The sequence below is a fragment of the Methanospirillum lacunae genome (assembly GCF_003173355.1).
In the GTDB taxonomy this organism is placed as follows: Archaea; Halobacteriota; Methanomicrobia; order Methanomicrobiales; family Methanospirillaceae; genus Methanospirillum; species Methanospirillum lacunae.
On the sequence record NZ_QGMY01000020.1, the window covers coordinates 1 to 1,606 of the forward strand.

Here is a 1,606-nt window from a genome sequence, read left to right on the forward strand (position 1 = left end):
CCCAACTTTGCCACTAACAAAAAATAAATGAGTTCTTAGTGATGTTTGAATCGACCAAAATGCAAACAAAACTAAGAACTAATGAACTTGAGCCAAATGAAAATATATCCTTTCCTATCGGTACCATTTTCCTCGTTGATAGGCTGTATGAAGTCCTGAACTTTATCGATATCTTCGGGAAACACAAGACAAGAGGTATCGATATCAATAATCTACTTAGAGCCCTCATCAGTTACAAATTAACGGATAACTTCAGCATTAAAAGAGCTCACGAGTGGATCAACCGGCCAGAGGTGCTTGCAGAATTTTCCCTCCCTCCCTTCAGCGAAAGAACACTTTACCGGGTTCTTGAAATCCTTGGTGCTAATCGGGGTGTAATCATCTCTGACATCCAGGATGTCCTATTTTTGAGGTATTATTTTGAGCACACTAACGCCAACATGGACTGGACCAGTATAGTCCTTCATGGTAATGAAGCCCATCTTGGAAAGTATGGGTACAGTCGGGATCATCGACCCGATAAAAAACAGATTACCGTTGGCGTTACAGAACTTTCCGACCCAATCAATATCCCAATTGGAATGACAATTGAACCTGGTAATCTCAATGATCAGACCCACTTCAAGAAGACATATCGGCAATCACGGAACCGGTTGAGGGAGGGTTCTCTGGTGATATTCGATAAAGGAGCGAACAGTGTCATCAATACCCAGATGATACGTGCAGATAATCTCCAGTATATCACCGGAAAGAAACTCAACAAGAGCGATGACAAGATAATTGCTGAATTTGAAGCCTATAATCCTCAGATTATTAATAAAGAGTCAGGGATTTACGGAATTAAAATTGAGAAGCCGAATAGTACTAACTATCTCTACTTCTCAGAAAAGCTTCAGAAAGAACAGTTAGAATCCAGAGCCCGAAAAGTCATCAGGGAGATAAAAGAAGCAAAGGCCATCCAGGATAGTATAGACAAGAATAAGGCTCTTCCAAAACGATTCAGGATAAATAATCTTCTTGTGGATGTAGACTACTCCATCCAGACAAAACTGATTGAACTCTCCGAAGATGATGCCGTTAAGCTTCTTGAAGAAAAGTTCATCACAGGGAGAGAGGGATTCTTCTGCCTGAAATCGAGTAAGAATTTGACACTTACTGAAGCCCTTCTGACATATCGGAAAAAAGACTCAATTGAGAAGATATTCAATTCTCTCAAAAATGAGATCGAGATCAAACCATTACGTGTATGGACCGATAACAGTATTTACGGGGCGTTAATTATCGGATTTATTTCGCAGATACTTGTCTCGCTGATCAGATTTGAGATACCAGAACTGAAGCACACGTCAACAAAATTCATCAAAACCGCATTATCGAATTTGACAGTTACGGTTGATTCCTGGATGAGGAAGACAAAAAGGTTCATTCACTCCAATTTTGATGCCATCAACACGGTTATTTTGGACCATAATTGGGTGGTTACATGAAGTTTTGAGGAAAAAACCTTCAACTGTCAAATACAGTTACCAGATGAAATTTGGGTCAAATTTGATCGTGTTAGTGGATGAGCTCATTGAGACTTGAAAGTCAAAGTGGCAAAGTCAGG

1 protein-coding gene is annotated in these 1,606 nt (G+C 39.9%); it reads left to right on the plus strand.

Annotation, left to right across the window (positions count from 1 at the left end; translation table 11 throughout):
• Window positions 1-59 precede the first annotated feature (59 nt).
• Window positions 60-1,487 (plus strand): IS1634 family transposase, encoded by a 1,428-nt coding sequence (locus DK846_RS17150; RefSeq protein WP_109970230.1) that lies wholly within the window; start codon window positions 60-62, stop codon window positions 1,485-1,487.
• Window positions 1,488-1,606 lie beyond the last annotated feature (119 nt).

Coding starts and splice junctions, on each gene's coding strand:
- DK846_RS17150 (WP_109970230.1), top strand. CDS start 60: ATGCAAACAAAACTAAGAACTAATGAACTTGAGCCAAATGAAAATATA.